The organism is Rugamonas sp. FW305-51, assembly GCF_058786935.1.
Genome location: NZ_JBYSZG010000002.1, coordinates 82,503 through 103,972 on the forward strand (window position 1 = coordinate 82,503; position 21,470 = coordinate 103,972).

Genomic DNA, 21,470 nt, shown 5'->3' on the forward strand with positions numbered 1-21,470 from the left:
TGGCAGCACAGCTCGTGCGTGCGGCGTCAGGCGTCAGGCCGCCACCGCCTTGCCCGTGATGGCGCGCGGCACCCCGCGAAAGTCGACTGTGTGCAGCACGACGGGACGGCGCCAGATGCGGGCCACGTATTCCATCACCCGCTCGGCCTGTTGCAAGTCCAGTCCGCGGCTGTCGCGCCGGTGGTCGTGGGTCAGCTCGAGGCTGCCGTCGTCGTGCAGGCGGGTAACGGCGATGCAGGGCGCGCCGTAATTGTATTTGGGACCGAGTATGGCTTCCCGGACGGCATCGAGGTCGCGCTGGGCGATGCGGGTTTCCCCGTCCTGGCGCGTTTCGTAGACGAACAGGTCCAGCTCCTCGGCCAGCTGGCGGTCCAGGTGATTGCGGATGAAGCCGGTGTCATCCTCGTCGGCGCAGATGCGGCGCGCCGTCTCCAGGCCCTCGCGTTCGATGATGCGCCCCCACATGGAAAAGCCCAGGTGGTAGGGATTGACGGACAGCGCCAGCTGGCGTTCGCCCGCATAGGGCCGCACCACGTCGGAATGCGACTTGATGGCTTGCAGGTAGCAGTCCGGCGGCAGGAACTCCGCCTCGCGCAGCAGCCGGGCGTGCCAGTAGGAAGCCCAGCCTTCGTTCATGATCTGACAGGCATGGACGGGGTAGAAATAGCAAGCCTCTTCACGCACGGCCAGAAAGATGTCGCGTTCCCAGTCCTGCAGCTCGGGCCCGTAACGGGCGATGAACCACAACAGGTCGTGTTCGGGGCAGGGTGGCAACGGCGCCCGGGACGCGGTGGTGGCCGCTGGCGCCGTGTCGCCGACGAGCGCGCGGAAGCGGCGCAGGAACGGGTCGACAGGCAGCGTCGCGGACGGCCCCGGTGCCGGCGGGCCATAATCGGACCGGTGCAGGGGCGCGTTGACGTCGATATGGGCCTCCAGCGCCAGTGCCGCGTCCAGCACGGCTTCGACCCGCTGCTGGCCGTGCTGGGCCAGGGCCGCCGCCACACGGTGGGCCCGGGCCGCGCTCTGCTCCAGGATGTGGCCGCCGGCCATGTCCATGAAGTGGCGGAACAGGGCATTGCGCCGGGCAAAATCGGCATGCCCGATCACATGGGCCGTGACGAGGGCGTTTTCGGCCGCGCTGTTGCTGTCGAGCAGATAGGCGCGGCAGGGATTGCCTGGGAACATGACTTCGAACACGTGGGAATGGCCCATATGCTGGCGCAGCAGCTGGTGGATGTAGCGTACGCCGAACGACCAGTGCGGCATGCGCACAGGCAGTCCGTAGACGGCGATCTCGAGCATGAAGCTGGCCGGCACGAGGGCGAATTCGACGGGGTGGAATTCCAGGCCCTGGTCGCGCGCCAGCTGCTCGAACCGGGCTTGCCAGCCGGCCAGGCGATCGCCGCTCATGATGGCGCCCCGGCGCGGGCCTGCTGGGTGAAGAAGGTGCGGATGGCTTGCCAGACATCTTCGCCGGCGGCCAGCCGGCTGGTGCCGATGGGCTTGCCCTGGCGCGCCTGCTCCGCGCACAGACGCGCCATTTCCGTGTCGACGGCGCGCGGCATGCCTGGCAGCGTCTCCACATAGCCCAGGTAGTTGAGCCGGGCGCACAGCTGGCCCAGGGCCATGCTGGCCTGGCCCCGGTCTTCGCTGAAGTTCTCGCCGTCCGACGCATAGAACAGGTAGCAATTGTGGCTGCTGGCCGCGTAATGCTCGTCCAGCAGGCCCAGCGCCAGCCTGAACGCGGCCGAGGCGATCGTGCCGCCTGTGCCGCTGACCTGGAAGAAGTCCTGCTCCGCGAATTCCCACGCCCGCGTGGTGTGGGCGATGAAGCGGGTGTCGACCCGCCGGTAGCGGCGCCGTATGCCTTGCAGGGCGAAGAAGAAAAACGTCTTGGCCAGCTGGCGTTCGGCCGGCGTCATGCTGGCCGACACGTCGAGCACGAAGAACACGGCCGCCGCGCTGGCGGGCTGGGAACGCAGGGCCAGCTGGCGGAACCGCAGGTCGTCGTTCGTGAACGGAGCGCCGCCGGCCTGCACGGCGCGCCGCTTGACGGCTTCCTTGACGGTGCGGCGCCGGTCCAGCCGTGAGCGCGCTCCACGCCGGTCCCAGCCTTCGCGCACCAGCTGCGCGTCGTCCAGCAAGGCGGCGCGGCGCGGCTGCAGGTCGGGCAGGCGCAATTCCTCCCACAGCCAGTCGACGATGTCGTCGATGGGAAACTCGAGCAGCACGCTGACGGCGCCTTCGCCGCTGCCGCCAGCCTCGGCGGGGTCTTCGCCTTCGGTGCGGGCGGGGCGCAGCAGTTCACCGGGCTGGCCCTGGCCCTGGCCTACACCGGACTGGCTGCGGCCGTCGGCCAGCCGGAAACGCGCGTGCTGCAACAGCTGCACCGGCACTTGCACGGTGCGTTGCTGCGGCCCCGTGATGAAGTCGGGGCCCGCGATCAGCTCGGGCAGGTGGCCCTTGACGGCATCGCGTATCTTCTCGTTGTGGCGCAGCCAGTCGCGCCCGCCGCGCGAGAACAGCTGATACCAGTGCGGCATACCGGTCTGCTCCATATTGCCCGCCCCATCATTCCTGTGCCAGCAGCGTCGTCACGTAGTTCAACGCTTCGCGGGCGCTGTGGCTGTCGTAGCCGTATTCATCGACCATACGTTTTTCCACCGCCGAAATCTTGGTGCGCACCTCCTCGTCGGGCCGCGTGGCCGAACTGACCAGGCGCAGCACGTCGCGCCGCTGCTCGAACAGGAATTGCTGCACGGCGTCACGCAACAGTACATGGCTGGCCAGCCCGAAGCGCTCCCCCCGTTTGTAGGCGCCCATGGCCTTGCGCACCACTTCCTGCCGGAACGATTGCTTGCCTGAGTCGGAGATGTGGATCTTCTCTTCCACGGCCCGCAAAAAACGCTCGTCCGGGCGCCGCTCCTCGCTGGTGATGGGGTCCTTGATCTGGCGGTTGTCGAGCATGGCTTCCACTTCGTCCAGGTACTTGCCCAGCATGTCCTCCGCTTCCTGCTCGAACGACACGAACAGGGCCTTGTGCACGTCTTCCTTGACCCAACGGTTATAGAACTCCTTGCGGGTCAGCACCAGGAAGTCGACCCATTTGCGCTTGCGGCGCGGTTCGATGCGGGCGTCGCTCTCGATGCCGTCCTTGAGCGCCAGCAGCAGGTCCATGGTCGACAGGCTGTGGCGGCTGGACTGGATGATGGCGTGCGACAGGGCGTTGATGACGAAGCGGGGCGAGACCCCGGCCAGGCCCTCGTCGGGCGCCTTGTCGCGGGCCCGCACCCGGGCCGCCTCGGCCACGTTGACCCCTTCCACTTCTTCGCCCGCGTGCAGGCGCACCTTGCGCACCAGTTCCGTTTCCTTGTCGTCGCCTTCCTGCAGCCGGGTCAGGATGGCGAACACGGCCGCCGCATGCAGCACGTGCGGGTCGAGGTGGACGCCGCGGAAGGCCGGCGCCGCCGTCAGGATCAGCTTGTGGTAGATGCGGGCTTCCTCCCGGTAGCTGAGCGTGTAGGGCACTTGCACGATGACCATGCGGTCCAGCAGTGCCTCGTTCTCGCTCTCCTGCAGGAACTTGCGGAATTCGGCCAGGTTGGTGTGGGCCAGGATGACCTCGTCCAGGTAGATCAGGGGGAAGCGGGCCACCTTCACGTTGCGTTCCTGCGTCAGCGTGAGCAGCAGGTACAGGAATTCCCGCTTGACCTTGAGGATCTCTATCATTTCCAGCATGCCCCGGCTGGCCGCGTAGACTGCGCCCGACCAGGACCAGGCGCGCGGGTCGCCCTCGTCGCCATACGCGGCCACCTTGGCCAGGTCGACCGAGCCCACCAGGTCGGCCAGGTCGGCCGTGCTGGGGTCATGCGGCGCGTAGGTGCCCACGGCGCAACGCCCGGCCTCGGTGATGAAGATGCGTTCGACGGGCATGCGCAGGAAATCGCCGCCATGCTCCGTCTCCAGGCGGCTGCGGCAGTGGGGGCACAGTTCGCCCGTCACGTCGATGCCATAGCTGTCGCGCAGGCCGGCCCGCAAGGTATGGGGCACCAGGTGCAGCGGCGACTCGTGCACGGGGCAGCCGGCGATGGCGTACAGGGCCCCGGCCTCGGTGCTGCTGTATTCCTCCAGGCCCCGCTTGAGGCGGATCACGAGGGTGGACTTGCCGCCCGAGGGCGGGCCCAGCAGCAACAGCAGGCGCCGGCCCACTTCCGAGCCCGCCGCGGCCGCCTTGAAATAGTCGGCCACGCGCCCGATCGCCTCGTCGATGCCGAACAGCTCGTCGGCGAACAGGCTGCAGTGCAGGCGGCCTTCGGCGTCTTCCTGGCCCGTCCAGCGCAGCATGTCCCATACGTACTGGTGGGCGCTGCGGGCCAGCTGGGCGGGGCTGGCCGGCAGGATGCGTTCCATGAACTGGGCGAAGGTCCCGGACCAGTGACCGGCCCGGTGTTTCCGGGTAAAAGCACGCAGGCTGGCCAGATACCGGGCCTGGCCATCGGGCGCGCCGGCCTGGAGTTCGTCATCGTTCATTGCGCCATTCCTCCCGTCCACCCGGAGCGGTGGGCCCCGGCGAGTTCCAGTATCGGATGGCGGGCACGCTACGGGCATGATGCCGGTCAATCGTACGCGGGGATATTCTGGACGGCGATTGACTCTAATGGCCTTATGCCCGACCGTTTAGTGCTGGCTGGAATGCCAGGCGACGGCCAAGGCCGGCCGCGCGCCTAAGCGCCGGCGTCCGGCCGGTCCCAGGGCGGCGTGCCGTGGAAATGGGCGACCAGGAAATCGATCATGACGCGCACCTTGGCGCTCAGGTGGCGCCGGCTGGGGTAGACGGCCTGCACGTCGATGGCGGGCAGGCGGTAGTCGGGCATGACGGGCAGCAGCCGCCCGGCGCGCAGGTCGGCGCCCACCAGGAAGGTCGGCTGCCAGATGATGCCCATGCCGCCCAGCGCGGCGGCGCGGGCCGTATCGCCGTTATTGGTGCGCATCGCGCAGCGCACCTTGACCGTCAGCGCCTTGCCGTCCGGGTCGAGCAGCTGCCATTCGTCGGCCGAGGGACCGTTGCTGTAGCCGATGCAGCGGTGCTGCGCCAGGTCGGCCGGCAGCTGCGGCATGCCATGCTGGCGCAGGTAGGCGGGCGCGGCGCACAGCACGTTGTGCGAGGTGGCCAGTTTGCGCGCCACATGGCTGGTCGGGCCGCTGCGCGAAATGCGGACCGCCATGTCATAGCCTTCCTCGACGATGTCGACCACGCGGTCGTTCAGGTCCACGTCGAGCTGCACGTCCGGATATTGCCGGCTGAAACCGGCCCACACGGGCGCCAGGTGCAGCACGCCGAAGCTCAGCGGCGCGTTAATACGCAGCACGCCGTGCGGTTGCAGCACGGCCGACGAGACGATCGCTTCGGCCTCGGCCACGTCATCGAGGATGGAGCGGGCCCGCTCATACAGGGCCTCGCCGCTGGCCGTGAGCGAGAGCTTGCGGGAACTGCGGTTGAGCAGCCGGGTATGCAGGTGCGCCTCGAGTTCGCCGATGTAGCGCGTGACGTTGGCCGGCGACGTGGCCAGCGCCTGGGCGGCGCGGGCAAAGCCTTCGCGCCTGACCACTTCGACAAATACTTCCAGGGCTCGCAAGCGATCCATATGCCACACTCCAGTTCAGCTGTCATGCCTGGCAGGAGTATAGATGATCGCAGCGACGGCGGGGATGGTGCAGGGGAGGGCGGGCGACGATGGCGCCCGCTGGCCGATTCAGTGCAGCACGTACTTGTCGTTGGCCGCTTCCTTGAGCAGACGTATGCTGCCCAGGTCGCCGATGCGGGCGGCGCCGGTCAGGGTGTTGCCATCCCGGAAAGCGTTGTCGAGGCCATGCACGGCCCGCATATCGCCGGCGCGGGCCGCCTGTTCGAGCAGGTGTATCGCTTCGCCATGTTTGGCGGGGTTGGACAGATAGCGCAGGGCCAGTTCGCGCTGGGCCACAGGCGAACCTTGCGCCGCCCACTCTTCCAGACGGCGGGTAGCGGCACTGTCGGTGCGTGCGTCCATCGCGCGCACCGCTTGTTCAACCACGGTCGATGATGGCACGGCATCTTCCTGTGCCTGGCAGGCAATCAACACGCCTACCAAAACCAGTACCGACGCAACCAGCAATCCCGACTTGTTGAATAAATCCATGTATTAGTACCTTTGACCGAAGCATGTACTGCCACGAGCACATTGCTGAATAGTGTTAACGATGCAGTGCACAATTATACCCTATCGGAAACTAATTGACTTATCCGCAATATTTCAAATGGAGTAGGGCGCTGGATTGTTACCTGCAGGCCCATGATGACCATGCATTCTAAGCATGGTAGCATGAACGGTAAGCCGCACCCCAGCGTGGCCACCACTTCGCTGTAACAAGTGTAACTATCTGTTAAGGCGTTGTTTGCATGGAGCGAGGTGCGGCATTTTCGCAACGCAGCAAATGATGCCTCCGGGCTGGCGGGGCGGCGAGCCGTTGCCGGCCGCGGCCCCTGCAATGGCCCGCGCCCGCACATAGGCTGGATCCTTTTCGCTCAGGCCGGCGCCGGATTTCCGCCACCATCGGTGCTCAGCCAGGCCTGGGCTTGTTCCAATACCTGCCGGTATTCATGTTCGACGGCAGCGAACAGGGAGGGCAGGTCGGCCTGACGCTGTTCGGACAGCGCCACTTCCAGCGCCATCGACGCCGTCACCAGCCGCTTGGCGCCCAGCGTGCCGATCGAACCGCGCAGGCTGTGGAAGATGCGGCCCGCATCGGCCAAGCGGTGCTCGGCGATGGCCAGGCCCGCCTGCGTCAGCGGCGTCATGGCGGGCGCGCAGGCATCGCGCACGATCTTGGCCACGATGGCGCGGGCGTTGTCGTCATCGCCCATATATTTGAGCAAAGTATCGACGGAAAAGACGGTTTCGGCCGATCCGGGTAGTACTGGGGCTGACATGCGACACTCCAAAGCAGGGAAACTTAGCAATGTCTATCATACTCTCTCTGGCGCCTTGGTGTCAGATTGATATCATCCCATGCCGGGCTGGTTCTCATTGTTGGCCGTCGCCGAACTGCTGGGCCAGCGTTTGCAGCGGCAATCCCGCGGCGGGGGATGCGCTGCCGCGGGGCGGCGCCATCCGGACCGGACGGGCACCGGCGCCGGCCGTGGACAGCACATTGGCCGTGGCCTCCGCCGCCGCGTCCCAGACGGGGTCGTCCAGTCCCTCGAACACGCTCTTCAGTTGCCGGCCCCAGGTATTGCGTATCATCTGGAAATACTGGTTGCGCTCGTCGATGACGGCAAAGCGGGTCACGGCCAGGCTGCCGTGCTCGTACACCAGCAGGTCCAGCGGCAAGCCCACCGAGACGTTGGAGCGCAGCGTCGAATCCATGGAGATGAGGGCGCATTTGGCGGCCTCGTCCAGTTCGGTGGCCGGCGTGACGACGCGGTCGATGATGGGCTTGCCGTACTTGGCCTCGCCGATCTGGAAATAAGTGTTCTCGTCATGGGACTCGATGAAATTGCCGGCCGAATAGATCTGGAACAGCCGGCAACGCTCGGCCCCGATCTGGCCGCCAAAGATGATGCTGACGTTGAACTCGATGCCGAACCCGGCCAGCGCCTGCGCTTCGCGCGCGTGGACCGTGCGCACGGCCGCCCCCAGGATACGGGCCGCCTCGTACATATTGGGCGCGTCCCAGATGCCCGGTTCGCCGGCCGGCGGTTCGGCCACCAGTTGCCGGATCGATTGGGATATCGAAAGGTTGCCGGCAGTCATCATCACCATGGTGCGCTCGCCGGGCAGTTCGAACACACTCATCTTGCGGAAAGTGCCGACCTGGTCCACACCGGCATTGGTGCGGCTATCGGATAAGAAGACCAGACCGGCGTCCAGCCGCATCGCTACACAATAAGTCATCGTTGCCTGTCCGTTTGGGGATTGTTCAATAGGGTTGCTTACTGGGGAATGATCTGCACCTGGACCGACAGCGACTCGGCGCCGCCGCCGCGCCGCACGCCGCGGATGGGGGCGGCGCCCTCATAGTCGCGGCCCACGGCCAGGCGGCAATAGGCGTCCGTCATCAGGCGGGCGTGGGTCACGTCGATGCTGACCCAGCCGCTGTAGCCGCGGTCCTCGGCCCAGGCGTCCACCCAGGCATGGCTGGCCGCGTGGCCGCTGTGCTCCGGATCGATGTAGCCCGACACATAACGGGCCGGGATGCCGTGCGCATGGCAGCAGGCGAGGAACAGGTGGGCATGGTCCTGGCATACGCCCTGGCCCAGGGCCAGCGCCTCGCTGGCCGGGCTGGTGACGGCCGTCGCACCGCTCTGATACCGCACTGCACCAAAGATGTGCTCGGCCAGCTGCATCAGGTGCCGGGTCTGGGCCGTGCCGTCGGGCAGGCAGGCGGCGGCCAGTTCCACGATGCCGGGCGTGGCCGCCGTCAGCCGGGTCGGCACCGTGTAGATCAGGGGCGACAGGCTGTCGCCGTTGCCGAGGCGCCCGCCCGGCGGACAGCTCGTTTCCACCATGCCGCTGGCCACCACCAGCAAGCCATCATGCGGCGTCGTCATGGTCAGCATGTGCGACTGGTTGCCGTAGGCGTCCACATAGGCGTGCAGCTGGCCGGGCGCGGCCAGCTGCCAGGCCAGCACGTGCTGCTGCGGTTCCAGGCGCGGCGTCAGGTGCAGCTGCTGGATGGTGTAGGCCAGCGGCGCCGTATAACCATAAAGAGTTTCGTGTCGGATGGAAAGTTGCATCGCCTGTCCTTGGGATCACGCCGCGAGCGGCACCAGGAAATCGCGGCTGATGCGGTTGCCCAGTTGGTAGATTTCCTGCAGGAAGGCGGTCAGCGTGTCGTGCAGGCCGGCCGCCAGGATATCGTCGATATTGCCGAACTTGAGCTGGGCATGCAGCCGTCCCGCGCAACGTTCGGTGCCGGCCGACACGTCATTGCGCACGGCGCGCAAGTTCTGCACCACTTCCTCCATGCAGGCCAGCAGCGAACGGGGCATGTCGCCGCGCAGCATCAGCAGTTCGGCAATGCGGGCCGGCGTGATGACGTCGCGGTACACCTTGCGGTAGATCTCGAAGCCGGACACGGAGCGCAGCAGCGCCGCCCAGTAGTAGAAGTCGCGCTGCGACAGGGCTTCGCCGGCCGCGCCATCCTTGGCGCCGTGGTATTTGACGTCGAGGATGCGGGCCGTGTTGTCGGCCCGCTCCAGGAAGGTGCCGAGGCGGATGAAATGGACCGCCTCGTCGCGCAGCATGGTGCCCAGCGTGACCCCGCGCGACAGGTGGGAGCGGAACTTGACCCATTCGAAGAACTGGCTGGGATCCTGTTCCAGCAGACCGCTGTTGAGGCGCTGCTGCATGTCGAGCCAAGTCTGGTTCTGGATTTCCCACACCTCCGTCGTCAGCGTGCCGCGCACGGCGCGCGCGTTTTCACGCGCCTCCGTCAGGCAGGCCGCGATCGACGAGGGGTTGGCCGGATCGCGCACCATGAAATCGATCACGTCGGACGCTTGCAGGGCGGCATGCTTGCGCTCGAACGCTGTTTGCAGTTCGGAAATGCCCAGCACGGCGCGCCAGCCCTGCTGGGCCTGCTCGGCCGACTGGGGCAGCATGGACGTCTGCACGTTGACGTCGAGCATGCGGGCGGTGTTTTCGGCGCGCTCGGTGTAGCGCGCCATCCAGAACAAATGGTCGGCGGTGCGGCTCAGCATGATGTTCTCCTCGATAAAACGGTCAGTTTTCCAGTATCCACGTGTCCTTGGTGCCACCACCCTGCGACGAGTTGACGACCAGCGAGCCTTCCTGCAGCGCCACCCGGGTCAGCCCGCCCGGCACCATGGAGATGGTCTTGCCCGACAACACGAAAGGGCGCAGGTCGATATGGCGCGGCGCGATGCCGCTGTCGACGTAGGTGGGGCAGGCCGACAGGGCCAGCGTGGGCTGGGCGATGTAGCCGTCCGGCCGGGCGAGCAAGCGCTGGCGGAAGTCCTCGATCTGCTGCCGGCTGGCGGCCGGTCCCACCAGCATGCCGTAGCCGCCGGCGCCATGCACTTCCTTGACCACCAGTTGCGGCAGGTGGGCCAGGGTGTAGGCCAGGTCGGCCGGCTTGCGGCACTGGTAGGTGGGCACGTTGTTGAGGATGGGCGCTTCGGACAGGTAGAACTTGATCATGTCGGGCACGTAGGGGTAGATGGACTTGTCGTCGGCCACCCCGGTGCCGATGGCGTTGGCCAGCGTGACGCGGCCGGCGCGGTAGACCGACAGCAGGCCGGGCACGCCCAGCGAGGAATCGGCGCGGAAGGCCAGCGGGTCGAGGAAGTCGTCGTCGAGCCGGCGGTAGATCACGTCCACCCGTTTCGGCCCATGGGTGGTGCGCATGTAGACGGCGTTGTCGCTGACGAACAGGTCCTTGCCCTCCACCAGTTCCACGCCCATCTGCTGGGCCAGGAAGGCGTGCTCGAAGTAGGCCGAGTTGTACATGCCCGGCGTCATCACGACCACGGTAGGGTCGTTCACACCCATGGGCGCCACCGAACGCAGGTTATCGAGCAGCAGGTCGGGGTAGTGTTCGACGGGCGCGATCTTGTTGCGCGCGAACAGTTCCGGGAACAGCCGCATCATCATCTTGCGGTCTTCCAGCATGTAGGACACGCCGGACGGCACCCGCAGGTTATCCTCCAGCACATAGAATTCGCCGGCGCCGGCCCGCACGATGTCCACCCCGGCGATGTGGGCGTAGATGTCGGACGCCACCTTGATGCCTTGCATCTCGGGCCGGTACTGGGCGTTGCGGTAGATCTGTTCGGGCGGAATGATGCCGGCCTTGACGATGTGCTGCTCGTGGTAGATATCGTGGATGAACATGTTGAGCGCCTGCACCCGCTGCGCCAGTCCCGTTTGCAGGTGGGCCCATTCGGCGGCCGGAATGATGCGCGGGATGGTATCGAACGGGATCAGGCGTTCCGTGCCGGCATCGTCGCCATACACGGCGAAGGTGATGCCGACCCGGCGGAAGGTAAGGTCCGCCTCGGCCCGCTTGCGTTCCATCGCCTCGGCCGGCTGGCGCTGCAGCCAGCCGCAGAACTCACGGTAGTGGTCACGGATGTGGGCGCTGCTGTCGAGGCCCAGGCCGTCTACGGTCATTTCGTTGAAGAATGTCGCCATGTTGTGCTCTCTCCGCTGGTGAGTTACTCCTTTACAATCAAGAAGCATGCCAGGGAGCGTGCCCAACCTTGGTGCAGGGCGGTGCGGCAGTTCAGTGCGGCATGGGCAGGCCGCAGTCGGCGGGCGTGGCGCCGCAGGGCCAGCGCGCGCCGTCGAACGCGGTGGCGCGCAAGCGGTCCAGCTGGCCCGAGGCGCGCATCTTGTGCAACACTTCGGCCAGGCGCAGCGCCAGCTTCTCGTGCCGCCGGTTCAGGTAGCCGTAGGTGGGCGCGCGCTCGAGCGCACCGGCGTTGTAGATGCCGCTGCCGCGGAACGCTTCCGACTGCAGCAGCGGCAGCGCGAATTCTTCCGTGTCCACATACAGGTCGGTCCGATCCAGCATCAACTTGCGCAAACCCTGTTCGCCGCTGTTGACGGTGCTCAGGTTGTCGGCCGGCACCACGCTTTCCAGCCGTTGCCGCAGCACGGCGTAGCCATTGCGGTATTCCACCCGGTAACCGGTGCTGCGCAGGCTGTCCCAGCCCAGCAGCCGTATGCCGGGCTTGTGGGCGTAGGCCGATGCGGTCACGTACATGACCGGTTCTTCGATACGGACCATGCCGGGTTGCATGCGCCCGTAACCATAGGCGCGCGCCACCTCGCCGTCGATTTTGCCGGCAACAGCTTCGGCGCTGGCGCGCAAGGGCGGCAAGACGCGGATTTCGAGGGGAATGCCGAGCTGGCGGAACGCCTCGGTATAGATCATGGTGAGCAGCATGCCGGGGCCCGGGCGATGCTGGTCCCAGGTGCCGGCCAGGACGATGGGACCGGGGGCCTGGGTCCATGCCGTGAGCGGCGCCAGCAAGGCAACGATGGCGACGGCGGCAACGGGCAGCTTCATGGTGGAGGGGCGAGGCGAACGGGATGGAGCCGATTTTACCGTAAAGCGGACCGCAGAATGAAAGCCATGGCGTGTATATTGGTGATTAACTATCTTTGCGGTTTTGTTAGGATAGCATCGCACATCGCTGCACATCATCCGGTGGGCAGCCAGATCAAGGAGAAAACCATCATGCCAACACGTCAGTTGTCTGTCATTCTCGCTTCCCTGTCGGCCGCCTGGGCGCTGTCGGGCTGCGCCGGGATGGGCCAGCACGCGGACCAGCACGCGGACCAGCCGCACTGGAGTTATACGGGTTACACCGGCGCCGACCAATGGGGCGAATTGCAGACCGAGTACGCCACCTGCAAGCTGGGGCAGCAACAGTCGCCCATCGACATCCAGGCCGCGGCCAAGGCGGCCTTGCCGCCGCTGGGGGTCAGCTATGCGCCCGGCACTGCCGAAGTGGTCAACAATGGCCATACGATACAAGTGAACCTGGCGCCTGGCAGCAGCGTCCAGCTGGCCTCGGGGCGCTACCAGCTATTGCAGTTCCACTTCCACACCCCCAGCGAGGAAAAGATAGGCGGCAAGTCCTATCCGCTGGTCGCCCACCTGGTGCACCGTAACGACGAGGGCAAACTGGCCGTGGTCGCCGTACTGTTCACGGAAGGCCGCGCCAACCCGACGCTGGCCAAGGTGTTCGCCGCCATGCCGGCGCAGGCCAACGCCAAGGCGCCGTTGCCCGAAGCGCTGAACCCGGCCGCCTTGCTGCCGGCCACCCTCGGCTATTACGCCTACATGGGGTCGCTGACCACGCCGCCCTGCAGCGAGGGCGTGCACTGGCAGGTGCTGAAACAGACGGTGGAACTGTCGCCCGAGCAACTGGCCGCCTTCCGCCAGCTGTATCCGATGAATGCCCGGCCGACCCAGGCCTTGAATGACCGGACGGTGCAGGAAAGCCAGTAAGGGGGAGGCCAGCAAAGCGCCTTACTTGAGCATGTCGATCTGCCAGTAGCCGTTCTTGCCGTCCGTTTTGTGGTCAAGCACGGCCTGTGGCAGTGTCACGCCCAGGCTGGCGATGCGCAGTGGGTCGAGCAGCACGGTGGGGTTTGCCTGGCGCAGGATGGGCAGCACGTCGGGCTTGACCCGTCGTTTCAGGATCTTGGCGGCCTGTACGCCGGCCAGGTTGCCCACCTGGCCGAAATCGGCGCCCACGTACAGGGCCGCGCCCGGCACCCGCACCATGGCCAGCGTCACCACGGGAATCTTGTGTTCGTTGCCGAAATTACCCAGGTCCACGGCCGCCTCGTAGTGGCGCAAGCCATAATAGGTGTCGAGCGGCACGGCGTACATTTGCACGCCCTTGCCGTCCGCGTACAGTTCCTTGAGCGAGGGAATGATGCTGTCGGTCTTGGCCACCAGGCGCGACGTGACGTTCATGCCCAGCGACTTGCCACCGGCGGCGGCCGCCGCCACGTTGGCCACGCCGTTCTCGTCGTCCGTATGGATCATGCCGACCCGGCTCACATGGGGAAAGATGTCATGCACTACCTTGAGCGAATGGCCCATGTCCGCGTACAGGGTGGAACCGGTGGCGCCGGGACCGGCGTCCTCCAGCGACAGGCAGCCGACGTCTTCCGGGTTGGCGACGGCCGTGAAGACGAGCGGAATATGGGCGTCGGCCAGGATGCCGCGGGCAAACTTGGTGGCCGGCGTGCCGATGGTCAGCACCAGATCCGGCTTGGCCGCGACGATGCGCGCGGCCTCCTGGCGGATGCGCATCAGCACGCCCAGGCGGCTCCAGAAGCCGCCGTTCTCGATGTCGAAGTCGATCTTGACCCGGTTCAGCACCAGGTTCTTGCCCGCCACCACGTCGTTCTGCTGCAGGGCCGCCAGGAAGCCCGCGTAGGCTTCCTGGTAGGGTTCGATATCGGTCACCTGCAGCACTTCGACCCGGAAGGTGTGGCCTTCATCCATGGTTTCCGGCGGCAGGGGTTCGAAGGCGAAGGCGGAACGGCTGAACAAACACAGCGCTAGGGCGATGACGGTGTAGGTTTTTTGCATTGTCGATAGATGGGAAGATTCACGGTGGCGGGCCGGCGCAAGGGCGCCGCGCGCGGAGCGTACTTGCGCCGGCCTGGGGTTGGAACCAATTAGACCAGAACAACATGCCAGTTCGGCAATAAATCGCTAGTTTTGGCGAGCCAATCTGCACACTTGCCGGGCCAGCGCCGGCCGCTCAGGGCGGTGGCGCAAGTTCGGGGGCGTAGGGCGTCCAGCGGGCCATGGTCTCGACGCTGAGGTGGAACCGTGCCAGCGCGGACAGCCAGTCCGGGTCCGTGCCCAGCGTGTCGATGGCCCGGTCGAGCGCCTTGAGCAGGGCGGGGTGGGTCTTCGATACCAGGATGTGGCGCGTGAAGCATTGCAGTGGCCGCGCCGCAACATAGAGTGCCGGCGACAGGGCCAGCTCCGCCGCCGCGTAGCTGTAGATGGTGTAGGGGACGATGGTCAGGTCGAGCCGGCCCCGCGCAACCTTGTTCAGGCCGCTCATTTCATCCTGACTGTCCTCGCGCACCAGTTTGCCGGCGCGCGCCATGTCGTCGAGCAGGCTGTAGCGGTAGCCGCGCACTGCGCCAAAGCGCAAGCCCAGCAGCGACGCCGGCCCCTGGTAGTCGATGGGCGCCTCTTTGCGCGAGATCACGAGATTGCAGTCGACGAACAGCGGCTTGGACCACAGGAAGCGGGTGCGGGCCACGTCGCCCACGAAACGGGGATTGATGAACAGCACCGCGCTGTCGAAGCCGACGCCCTTGTTCAGCTCGATCAGGTCGAGCCGGATGCGGGGGATGTGGCGCAGCGCCAGCTGGTAACGGGGGCCGACCTTGCTGTTGAGCCGATCGACCAGCACGCGCGCCAGGCCGTGCCCGCCAACGATGAAATAGGGCGCCACCAGATAGCTGTTAAAGGCGGTGACGGTTTCGGCGCCGGCCGTCCCCGTCAGCAGACAGGCGGCCAGCAACAGCATGACCGGCACCGGCGGCTTCATGGCGCGGCGCGGGCCGGATGGTGGCCGCGCATGTCACTCCAGCCCGTATTTGACGAGGATGCCCTTCCAGGCCGGGACAGTTTCTTCGGCGCCCAGAGCGGCGCCGGACAGCAGGGCAGCGAACAGCAGGGTGCACAGTTTCGACATGACGTATCCTCTTGGTGGCCAATGGGATGTTGCGTTGCTGCGAGGCATAGGTTGTGTTGCCCTAGGCCATAAAAATATAGCATGGGCACTGCCGGTGGGACACGGAAATATGCGGCCCTGGCCGTTTTGCGGCATCCCCGCCACAGGCCCGTCATGGGGCGCGGCCGGCGTCACGCCGGGGCCGGCTGCGTCTTGCTGGCGTACATGGCGTTGTCGGCGTAACGCAGCAATTGCTGGGCGTCGGTGCCATGTTCCGGGTAATGGGCCAGGCCGATGCTCGCTTCCACACGCAGGTCCGCCAGTTCCGTGATTGGCAAGGGTGCGGCCAGCGCCAGCTGCACTTTCGCCTTGACCGCCACGGCGTGGCCTGGCAATCCCATGTTTTCCAGGATCACGACGAACTCGTCGCCGCCGATGCGGGCCACGGTGTCGCTTTCGCGCACACAGTCCTTGATGCGGCACGCCACCTCCTGCAGCAGCAGGTCGCCGCAGGCATGGCCGTATTCGTCGTTGACCAGCTTGAATTTGTCGAGGTCGATGAACAGCAGCGACATCCGGCTCTGCTGGCGCTGCGCGCGCGTCAATGCCGTCTCCAGCCGGTCGTGGAACAGGCGCCGGTTAGGCAGGCGCGTCAGTTCGTCGTGCTGGGCCATGAAGCGCAGCCGGGTATGCATCTGCTTGCGCTGGATGGCGGTCGCGACCTGGGCCGACACGAACAGCAGCAGATCGCGGTCGGCATCCGTATAGGCGCGCTCGCCGGGCCCCTGCAGCAGCAGGACCCCGATGTCGCCTTGCGATGTGGCCAGCGGCATGCCCAGCCATGAGACGGGGGCCAGGCCGGCGGCGGCCTGCAACGCTTCCGGCATGCCGCCCAGGGTGGCCGGATCGACCAGCAGCGGCCGGCCCAGGCGCAGCACCTCTTCGCCCAGGACGCGGGCCAGCAAGGTCTGCGGTTGCGGCCCGGCCTGGTCCGCATGATAGGCAAAACGCAGCTGTTCACCGCAAGTGTCGCGCAGCGCGACGGCAAAACAGGCCACCGGGAGCAGCCCGCCGATGATGTGGTGGATGTGCTGGAACAGCTGGGGCAAGTCCTCGGTCGCGTGGGCGGCCTCGGAGATGGCATACAGGGTCGCCTGCATCGCCTCGGCCTGCTTGCTGGCCGTGATGTCGCGGGCGATCGCCACCCGCAACTGGTGGGCCTCGGACCAGCGCGCCGACCACATGAGGTGCACCAGGCTGCCATCCTTGCGCACGTAGCGGTTCTCGAAACGCAGATTGGGCTGGCCGCCCATGATGTCGCGGGCGGCGGCCAGCGTGCGTACCCGGTCTTCCGGCGCCACCATGTCGATCATGACGCGGCCTATCATCTCTTGCGGCGTGTAGCCGAAGATGCGTTCGCAGGCGGCGCTGGCAAACACGAAGCGCCCGCCGGCGTCCACCATGCACACGGCGTCGAGCAGCAAATCGGTAAAACTGGCGACCGGATCGGGAATAGAGTTTTCCATTTGGAACAATTCTAGTGCAGTTTGCGCGAAAGTATCACCCTCGGTCCGATTAAAAGAATACCCAAGGCACACATGCAAGACAAGCAGGCTGGGCGACCCAAGGCGCGCTGGTGCGCGAACTGACGGCGTTTGCGGAGATGGGACTGGTGGAACGTGACGAACCGGCGGCCCGGGTGCGCCTGGGTGCGGCCGGGCAGCCAGTTCTGTGCCGCCCTGGAGCAGGGCGGCGCGAAGGAAGGGGTCAGGCGGCCTGGGTCGTGTCCAGGGCCGGGTAGTCGGTGTAACCCTGGGCCGTGCCGCCGAAATAGGCGTTACGGTCGGCCTCGTTCAGGGGGGCGTTGGCCTTCAGCCGTTCGACCAGGTCCGGATTGGCCAGCATCATCTGGCCGTAGGATTCCAGATCGGCCAGTCCGCTGTCCACGTCGGCGCCGACCTGCTCGCGGGGGCGGCCCGGCCGGTTCAGGATCAGCGTGCCTTTCCATAACCGGCGGATATCGGCCAGCAGCGCCTCATCGCCCTGGTGCATGATGTGCAGGTAAGCCAAACCCAGCTTGTCGAGTTCGCCCACCAGGTAACGGTACAGCGCCGGCCCCTCGGCGCCTTCGTCTATGCCCCACATGGTGGTGCCCGGCGACAGGCGCAGCGCCGTGCGTTCCGGACCGATCTCCGCGGCCACCGCGGCGGCCACCTCGATGGCGAAGCGGGCGCGGTTGGCGATGCTGCCGCCGTACTGGTCGGTGCGGCTGTTGGCGCTGGGCGCGAAGAACTGCTGGATCAGATACGCGTTCGCGCCATGAATTTCCACGCCGTCCGCACCGGCCTCGATGGCGCGCCGCGCCGCGTGGCGGAAGTCGGCCACGGTCTGGCCTACTTCCGCCGTCGTCAGCATGCGCGGCACGGGAATATCCTGCATGCCCGTGACAGTGAACATGCCCGTACCGGGCGCGATGGCCGACGGCGCCACGCCCTGGCGGTGGTGCGGCGTGTTGTCGGGGTGGGACATGCGGCCGGCATGCATGAGCTGGATGAACAGGTGGCCGCCCCGTGCATGGACGGCATCGGCCGCCAGTTTCCAGCCGGCCACGTGGGCATCGGTATAAATGCCGGGCGTGCTCAGGTAGCCCTGGCCGTCGTCCGATGGCTGGGTGCCTTCCGTCACGATCAATCCGGCGCCGGCCCGCTGCCCGTAGTATTCGGCCGCCAGCAGTCCCGGCGTGCCGTCGAACTGGGCGCGGCTGCGCGTCATCGGTGCCATGACGAGGCGGTTTTGCAGGGTGTAGCGCCCGAGCGGGACGGAATCGAACAGTTTGCGCATGATGGAATCCTTGAAGAGAGTAGGTGGAGCAGATTATGGCCTGCTTCCCTGTTGGGATAAATATGCTAATCTGGATCGCATTGATTCATAAGTGGCGCAATCAAGATGGAATTATTGAACGACATGGCTTTGTTCGTGGAAGTGGTCAAGGCCAAGGGCTTCCGCAGCGCGGGGGAGGCAATGGGGATACCGAATTCGACGGTGTCGCGGCGGGTCGGCGCGCTGGAACGGGCGATCGGCCTGCGCCTGCTGCACCGTACCACGCGCAAGATCGAGCTGACGGAAGCGGGCCAGGTCTACTTCGAGCGCTGCAAGCGCATCGTCGATGAGGCCAGGCTGGCCCATGAACAGCTGGGCGACATGCTGGCGCAACCGAGCGGCGTGCTGCGGGCCTCGCTGCCGGTCGATTTCGCCGTTTCCTATCTGGCGCCCCTGATTGCCGAATTCGCGGAGCACTATCCCGGCATCAGCTTCGACTTCGACCTGACGCCGCGCCGGGTGGACCTGGTCAGTGAACCGTTCGACGTGGCGATCCGGATCGGCGAACTGGAGGATTCGCAGCTGATCGCCCGCCCCCTGGCTGCGCTCACGCCCAAGCTGTACGCCTCGCCCGGCTACCTGGCGCGCCGGGGCGAACCGCGCGAACCGGCCGAACTGGAACAGCACGAGTGCCTGGGCATCCTGCGCGCCCGCGCGTGGACGTTGCAGGCCGGCACGCAAAGCGAGCTGGTGCCGGTGGGCGGGCGCTTCATGCTCAACAGCGTCGGCATGATACGGCGCCTGGCCACGTTGGACATGGGCATTATCCTGATGCCGGAGGAAATCGTCGCCGATGAACTGGCCAGCGGCAAGCTGCGTCCCATCCTGCCCGCATGGCACGGCTTGCCCACGCCCGTGTATGCCATCACGGAAACGCGCCTGCTGCCAGCCAAGACCCAGCGTTTCATCGAGTTCCTGCGGGCCCGCCTGGGAACGGGGGACGCCGTTGCCGCCGCTGGCTGACGGCCGCCTCATGCACCCGGCATGGCCGGGCCTGTATCCACCAACAGGGCCGGTTGACTAGCCTTGTGCCTCGCCGCAAGGAACGATGACAGGCGCCGGGGGCCGCGTCAGCTGTTCAAGGCGGTCCACGCCGACCGGGTCTTGCGCCAGCAACGGCACCACGGCGTACCGTTGCGCGTGCTCGCCGGCCACGGCCGCAATGTGTGCCTGTTCGTTACTGGCGCGCCGGCGCAACAGCGGCGCCCGCGGATCGGCCGCATACAGGCTGTTGTTGATGATCCAGGCCCACGGCTCGATGCCGGCCCGGCGCAGGTCTGCCTGCAGCCCGGCCGCTTCCAGCACGGGCGTCGTTTCGGCCAGGGTAACGAGGATGACCTTGGTCTGGGCCGGGTCCTGCAGCTGCATCATCGGCGTGGTGAAATGCATGCGGGTGTCGGCCATCTGGCGCGCCACCTCGCGGTGGTAGGCGCCGGTGGCGTCGAGCAGCAGCAGGGTGTGCCCGGTGGGCGCCGTGTCCATCACGACGAACTGGCGGCCCGCTTCGCGGATGGCGCGGGAGAAGGCCTGGAATACGGCCACTTCTTCCGTGCAGGGCGAGCGCAAGTCCTCTTCCAGCAGGGCGCGGCCGGCGGCGTCGAGATTCCGGCCTTTCAATTCGAGCACTTGCTGGCGGTAGCGTTCCGTTTCCGCGTGCGGATCGATGCGGCTGACCGTCAGGTGCTCCAGCGCGCCGTCCAGCGTTTCGGCCAGATGGGCGGCGGGGTCCGACGTGGTGAGATGGACCGGCAAGCCGCGCCTGGCCAGCGCCACGGCCACCGCGGCGGCCATGGTGGTTTTGCCGACGCCGCCTTTACCCATCAACATGATGAGGCCGTGGCCGTCAGCGGCCAGCGCATCGACCAGGGTGGACAGGGCCGGGGCGGCCAGCTGCGGCACGGCGGCGACGGACGGTGCGGGCGGGGGTGTGCCCGCGCCGAGCAGGCCGCGCAAGGCGTCCAGTCCCACCAGGTTGAACGGCATCAGCGGCACCAGATCCAGGGGCAGGGCGTGCAGCGCGGCTGGCATGTCGAGCAGCGCCTGGCGCTCGCGCAGCACGACGGCGGCGGCCAGCGCATCGTGTTCGCCTTCGCGGGCGGGCAATACGCCGTTGACCACCAGATATTGCTGCGTCAGGCCGATGGCGGCCAGTTCCTCATGGGTGCGGCCCGCTTCGCGCAACGTGGCGCCCTGGGCGCGGGCTACCAGCACCAGCCGGGTGCGGGCCGGGTCGGCCAGGGCGGCCACTGCCGCGTGGTAGCGGTCGCGCTGCTTGTCCAGCCCGGCGAGCGGGCCGAGGCAGGAGGCGTCGCCTTTGCCTTCGGCCAGGAATTGGTCCCAGGCGCCCGGCAGTTGCAACAGGCGGATGGTGTGGCCGGTCGGCGCCGTGTCGAAGATGATGTGGTCGTAGTCCGCCAGCAGCTGGCCGTCTGTCAGCAAGGCGGTGAACTCGTCGAAGGCCGCGATCTCGGTGGTGCAGGCGCCGGACAGTTGCTCCTCGATGGACTTGACGACCGCGTCCGGCAACACACCCCGTACCGGCCCCACTATCCGGTCGCGATACTGGCGGGCCGCGGCCTGGGGATCGATTTCCAGCGCGCTCAGGCCCGGGACGCCGGCGATGGCTGTCAGGTGATTGCCGATGCTGACGCCGAATACTTGCCCGACATTGGAGGCGGGATCGGTGCTGACCAGTAGCACCCGTTTTCCCTGGCCGGCCAGCAGGACGGCGTGGGCACAAGCGAGCGAAGTCTTGCCGACACCGCCTTTGCCGGTGAAGAACAGGAAGGCCGGCGGATCGGCCAGGAAGCGGTATGGGGCGGATATGGCAGAAGTGGTCATCGCGGCAGCCACCTCAACAGGTCTTGCTGCCGCAGCCGCAGGGGCCGGCGGCGGACGCCGTGCCTTCCGCCGGCTGGGGCGCGATGCCGGCCCAGCGCGCCAGTTCGGTGCGTTGCGGATAGCGGCCTGCCAGGGCGATTGCGCCGTCGACCAGGGTCAACGGCAATGCCTCGGCGCCTGAACGTTCCAGAAACTGCGTGACGACGGCGCGCTCGGCGAATGCCATCGGTTGCTGGGCCAGGTTGTAGCGCTCCAGTGCGATACCGTTTTGCCTGGCCCACTCGGCGTCGGCCGAAAACTGTACCAGCGGCTGGGCGACATCCACGCCGCACACGCCGCTGCTGCAGCACAGGGCCGGATCAAAAATTTGTATGGTTGTCATGGCGAAGCTCCTTTACAGTCACGACAATGCGCCCGATGGCGGCCCTTGACAAGACGCGCGGCCGACATGGAAGCACACAATTTCGCCCTGATTTGACCCGGCAAACGGTTAGGCTTCAGCTGCTGCCGGATAGTGAAAAAT

General features: G+C 66.6%; 19 protein-coding genes. 2 read left to right on the top strand and 17 right to left on the bottom strand.

From position 1 onward, the window contains the following. Positions 1-33: 33 nt before the first annotated feature. The 11 genes from AC3WOS_RS01620 to AC3WOS_RS01670 form a co-directional block, all read right to left on the bottom strand. Positions 34-1,410: a SpoVR family protein gene (locus AC3WOS_RS01620; protein ID WP_492714076.1), complete on the bottom strand. Its 1,377-nt coding sequence runs from the start codon at positions 1,408-1,410 to the stop codon at positions 34-36. After that, positions 1,407-2,543, bottom strand: coding sequence for a DUF444 family protein (locus tag AC3WOS_RS01625; RefSeq protein ID WP_492714077.1), 1,137 nt, complete (start codon positions 2,541-2,543; stop codon positions 1,407-1,409). Before AC3WOS_RS01625 ends, AC3WOS_RS01620 begins: the two co-directional genes overlap by 4 nt. A 28-nt stretch (positions 2,544-2,571) precedes the next feature. After that, positions 2,572-4,530 (bottom strand): serine protein kinase, encoded by a 1,959-nt coding sequence (locus AC3WOS_RS01630; protein WP_492714078.1) that lies wholly within the window; start codon positions 4,528-4,530, stop codon positions 2,572-2,574. A gap of 194 nt (positions 4,531-4,724) precedes the next feature. After that, a complete protein-coding gene (locus AC3WOS_RS01635) occupies positions 4,725-5,645 on the bottom strand; it encodes a LysR family transcriptional regulator (RefSeq protein WP_492714079.1) in 921 nt (306 codons plus the stop codon). Between the two features lie 108 nt (positions 5,646-5,753). Next, positions 5,754-6,086 (bottom strand): hypothetical protein, encoded by a 333-nt coding sequence (locus AC3WOS_RS01640; protein WP_492714080.1) that lies wholly within the window; start codon positions 6,084-6,086, stop codon positions 5,754-5,756. A gap of 476 nt (positions 6,087-6,562) precedes the next feature. Beyond that, positions 6,563-6,967, bottom strand: coding sequence for an Hpt domain-containing protein (locus AC3WOS_RS01645; RefSeq protein ID WP_492714081.1), 405 nt, complete (start codon positions 6,965-6,967; stop codon positions 6,563-6,565). Between the two features lie 94 nt (positions 6,968-7,061). Then, positions 7,062-7,931 carry a proteasome-type protease gene (locus AC3WOS_RS01650; protein ID WP_492714082.1) on the bottom strand — a complete coding sequence of 290 codons (870 nt, stop codon included), beginning with the start codon at positions 7,929-7,931 and terminating at the stop codon, positions 7,062-7,064. A gap of 38 nt (positions 7,932-7,969) precedes the next feature. Beyond that, positions 7,970-8,773 (bottom strand): transglutaminase family protein, encoded by an 804-nt coding sequence (locus AC3WOS_RS01655; RefSeq protein WP_492714083.1) that lies wholly within the window; start codon positions 8,771-8,773, stop codon positions 7,970-7,972. Between the two features lie 15 nt (positions 8,774-8,788). Then, on the bottom strand, positions 8,789-9,739 hold the full coding sequence (locus AC3WOS_RS01660) for an alpha-E domain-containing protein (RefSeq protein ID WP_492714084.1): 951 nt from the start codon (positions 9,737-9,739) through the stop codon (positions 8,789-8,791). Between the two features lie 22 nt (positions 9,740-9,761). Next, positions 9,762-11,192, bottom strand: coding sequence for a circularly permuted type 2 ATP-grasp protein (locus AC3WOS_RS01665; protein WP_492714085.1), 1,431 nt, complete (start codon positions 11,190-11,192; stop codon positions 9,762-9,764). Between the two features lie 91 nt (positions 11,193-11,283). Continuing rightward, positions 11,284-12,072, bottom strand: a complete 789-nt coding sequence (locus AC3WOS_RS01670) for a substrate-binding periplasmic protein (protein ID WP_492714086.1) — start codon at positions 12,070-12,072, stop codon at positions 11,284-11,286. 171 nt (positions 12,073-12,243) lie between these two features. Here AC3WOS_RS01670 and AC3WOS_RS01675 point away from each other — a divergent pair, with 171 nt between their 5' ends. Next, positions 12,244-13,020: a carbonic anhydrase gene (locus tag AC3WOS_RS01675; RefSeq protein WP_492714087.1), complete on the top strand. Its 777-nt coding sequence runs from the start codon at positions 12,244-12,246 to the stop codon at positions 13,018-13,020. A 21-nt stretch (positions 13,021-13,041) separates the two neighbouring features. Here the strand turns inward: AC3WOS_RS01675 and AC3WOS_RS01680 are convergent, their stop codons facing one another. The 4 genes from AC3WOS_RS01680 to AC3WOS_RS01695 all read right to left on the bottom strand — a co-directional run bounded on the left by AC3WOS_RS01680 (position 13,042) and on the right by AC3WOS_RS01695 (position 18,067). After that, positions 13,042-14,079 (bottom strand): ABC transporter substrate-binding protein, encoded by a 1,038-nt coding sequence (locus AC3WOS_RS01680; protein WP_492714088.1) that lies wholly within the window; start codon positions 14,077-14,079, stop codon positions 13,042-13,044. Positions 14,080-14,293: 214 nt separating this feature from the next. Then, positions 14,294-15,100 carry a substrate-binding periplasmic protein gene (locus AC3WOS_RS01685; protein WP_492714089.1) on the bottom strand — a complete coding sequence of 269 codons (807 nt, stop codon included), beginning with the start codon at positions 15,098-15,100 and terminating at the stop codon, positions 14,294-14,296. A 317-nt stretch (positions 15,101-15,417) separates the two neighbouring features. Further along, positions 15,418-16,752 carry a sensor domain-containing protein gene (locus tag AC3WOS_RS01690; protein WP_492714090.1) on the bottom strand — a complete coding sequence of 445 codons (1,335 nt, stop codon included), beginning with the start codon at positions 16,750-16,752 and terminating at the stop codon, positions 15,418-15,420. Positions 16,753-16,993: 241 nt separating this feature from the next. After that, a complete protein-coding gene (locus AC3WOS_RS01695) occupies positions 16,994-18,067 on the bottom strand; it encodes an alkene reductase (RefSeq protein WP_492714091.1) in 1,074 nt (357 codons plus the stop codon). Between the two features lie 105 nt (positions 18,068-18,172). Here AC3WOS_RS01695 and AC3WOS_RS01700 point away from each other — a divergent pair, with 105 nt between their 5' ends. Beyond that, on the top strand, positions 18,173-19,069 hold the full coding sequence (locus AC3WOS_RS01700; protein ID WP_492714092.1) for a LysR family transcriptional regulator: 897 nt from the start codon (positions 18,173-18,175) through the stop codon (positions 19,067-19,069). Positions 19,070-19,126: 57 nt separating this feature from the next. Here AC3WOS_RS01700 and arsA read toward each other — a convergent pair whose 3' ends face one another. Next, positions 19,127-20,947, bottom strand: coding sequence for an arsenical pump-driving ATPase (gene arsA, locus AC3WOS_RS01705; RefSeq protein WP_492714093.1), 1,821 nt, complete (start codon positions 20,945-20,947; stop codon positions 19,127-19,129). A gap of 13 nt (positions 20,948-20,960) precedes the next feature. After that, on the bottom strand, positions 20,961-21,329 hold the full coding sequence (gene arsD / locus AC3WOS_RS01710; protein ID WP_492714094.1) for an arsenite efflux transporter metallochaperone ArsD: 369 nt from the start codon (positions 21,327-21,329) through the stop codon (positions 20,961-20,963). Between the last annotated feature and the right edge of the window lie 141 nt (positions 21,330-21,470).